At 73.7% G+C, this 2,930-nt stretch carries 1 protein-coding gene; it reads right to left on the minus strand.

What is annotated here, in order from left to right:
• Nucleotides 1-2,930, minus strand: a 2,930-nt coding sequence (locus ACH5AO_RS37135; protein ID WP_398932551.1) for a type I polyketide synthase, incomplete at both ends; no start/stop codon positions are given.

Raw genomic sequence — 2,930 nt, forward strand, 5'->3', positions numbered from 1 at the left:
GCCTCCACCGACAGCCTGCCCGTCAGTACGACACCACCGGAGTCCGGCAGCGCCACCACCGCACCCAGCAACGGGTGATCGGACGCGTCCAGACCTGCTCCGGCGGGAACCGCGGTGGCGCCGTCCGTGGCGTGCAGCCAGTAGCGCTGCCGCTGGAAGGCGTAGGTCGGCAGGTCGACGGTGCGTGCGCCGGTACCGGCAAAGTACGCGGCCCAGTCGACGGCAGCGCCGTCGCTGTGCAGGTGGCCGAGGGCCGTGAGCAGGGCATCGGCCTCGTCCCGGCCCTTGCGGGCGACCGGCACCAGCAGGACATCGGTGTCGTCGAGGCAGGTACGGGCCATGCCGGTCAGCACCGCCTCGGGACCGATCTCGACGCAGCGGCCCACTCCGGCGGCGCGCAGCGCACGGACTCCGTCTGCGAAGCGTACGGCCTCACGGACGTGGGTCACCCAGTAGGCGGGCGTGGTGAGTTCACCGGACGCGGCGATGCGGCCGGTCACGTTGGAGACGACGGGCAGCAGCGGCTCGGCGTAGGACAACCCCTCGGCGACCGCGCGGAACTCCTCCAGCATCGGCTCCATCAACGGCGAGTGGAAGGCGTGCGACACCCGCAGCCGGGACGTACGACGCCCCAGCCCGCGGAACACCTCCGCCACCGCCTCCACCGCGGCCTCCGCACCCGAAACCACCACCGAGGAGGGGCCGTTGACGGCCGCGACCGACACCTCGCCGGTCAGGTGCGGCAGCACCTCGGCCTCCGTCGCCTCCACCGCGACCATCGCACCACCGGCGGGCAGCGCCTGCATCAGCCGGCCGCGAGCGGCCACCAGCGCACACGCGTCGGCCAGGGAGAACACACCCGCCACATGCGCGGCCGCGATCTCGCCGATCGAGTGTCCGGCGACGTAGTCGGGGCGTACGCCCCAGGCGTCGAGCAGACGGTACAGCGCCACTTCCAGGGCGAACAGCCCGGCCTGGGCGTAGGCGGTCGCGTTCAGCGCCTCGACGTCGTCACCCCAGACCACGTCGCGCAGCGGGCGGTCCAGGTGCTCGTCCAGGCCCGCGCACACCGCGTCGAACGCCTCCGCGAACACCGGGAAACGGGCGTGCAGTTCACGGCCCATGCCGAGTCGCTGCGACCCCTGACCCGAGAACAGGAAGGCGGTCGAGCCGCCGTCCCGCGCGGTGCCGTGGAGGACGGCCGGGGACGCGTCGCCCCGGGCGAGCGTCCGCAGCCCGTCGAGCAGGTCGTCACGGCCGGCACCGAGTACGACGGCGCGGGACTCCAGCACGGTGCGGGAGGTGGCCAGTGCGTAGGCGGTGTCCAGCGGGTCCTGGTCCGGGCGGTCCGTGAGGTGGGCGAGCAGGCGGGTGGCCTGGGCGCGCAGCGCCTCGGGGGTCGCGGCGGACACGGTCCACGGCAGCGGGGGCGTCGGGCGGGTGGGGCTGTCGCCGTCCTGCGCCGGTCGCGTCCCGGCGGCCGGTGCGGGCGCGGGGGCCTGTTCCAGGACGACGTGCGCGTTGGTGCCGCTGAGCCCGAACGCGGAGACGCTCGCGCGGCGCGGGTGCGCGGTGTCCGGCCACGGCCGTTCCTCGACGACCAGTTCCGCGTTGCCCTCGGTCCAGTCGACGTGCGGTGAGGGCCGGTCGACGTGCAGGGTGCGCGGCACCGTGCCGTGTTCCATGGCCATCACCATCTTGATGACGCCGGCGACACCGGCGGCGGCCTGGGCGTGACCGATGTTCGACTTGATGGAGCCGAGCAGCAGCGGCCGGTCGGCAGGGCGGTCCTGACCGTAGGTGGCCAGCAGCGCCTGCGCCTCGATCGGGTCGCCCAGCGTGGTGCCGGTGCCGTGCGCCTCGACGACGTCGACCTCGGAGGCGGCCACGCCGGCCGCCTCGAGCGCCTGGCGGATGACGCGCTGCTGCGAGGGCCCGTTGGGGGCGGTGAAGCCGTTGGAGGCGCCGTCCTGGTTGACGGCGGTGCCCCGGACGACCGCGAGGACGCGGTGTCCGTTGCGTACGGCGTCGGAGAGGCGCTCGACGAGGAGGACGCCCACGCCCTCGGACCAGCCGACGCCGTCGGCCGCTCCCGCGAACGCCTTGCAGCGGCCGTCCACGGACAGCCCGCGCTGCCGGCTGAACTCGACGAACATGCCCGGCGTCGACATCACCGTGGCACCACCGGCCACCGCGAGCGAGCACTCGCCCGTGCGCAGCGCCTGGACCGCGAGGTGCAGGGCGACGAGGGAGGACGAGCAGGCGGTGTCGACGGTGACGGCCGGGCCTTCCCAGCCGTACGTGTACGACAGCCGGCCGGACACCACGCTGCCGCCCGCCGTGCCGGAGGGCGACACGTTGAGGGCGTAGTCGTGGTACATCACGCCGGCGAACACGCCGGTGCGGCTGCCCTTGAGCGAGGCCGGGTCGATGCCCGCCCGCTCCAGGGCCTCCCAGGAGGTCTCCAGGAGCAGTCGCTGCTGCGGGTCCATGTAGAGGGCCTCGCGCGGCGAGATGCCGAAGAACCCGGGGTCGAACTGGGCGGCGTCGTGGAGGAAGCTGCCCCGGCGGGTGTAGCTCTTGCCTTCCGCGCCGGGCTCCGGGTCGTACAGGCCCTCCAGGTCCCAGCCGCGGTCGTCCGGCATGTCGGAGACGGTGTCGACGCCGTCGACGACCAGGCGCCACAGGTCCTCGGGCGAGGTCACTCCGCCCGGGTAGCGGCAGGCCATGCCGATGATCGCGATCGGTTCGTCGTCAACGGGCCGATCGCTCGCATCCGTCCGGCCGGAGGCGGTGGACCGGATGCCCGGGCCCGCGAGCTTCTCCTCGATGTGTTCGGTGACGGCGAGGGCGTTGGGGTGGTCGAAGACCAGGGTGGCGGGGAGCCTGAGGCCGGTGAGGGTGTTGAGCTGGTTGCGCAGTTCGGTGGC

It is taken from the genome of Streptomyces sp. NPDC018964 (genome assembly GCF_044390325.1).
In the GTDB taxonomy this organism is placed as follows: Bacteria; Actinomycetota; Actinomycetes; order Streptomycetales; family Streptomycetaceae; genus Streptomyces.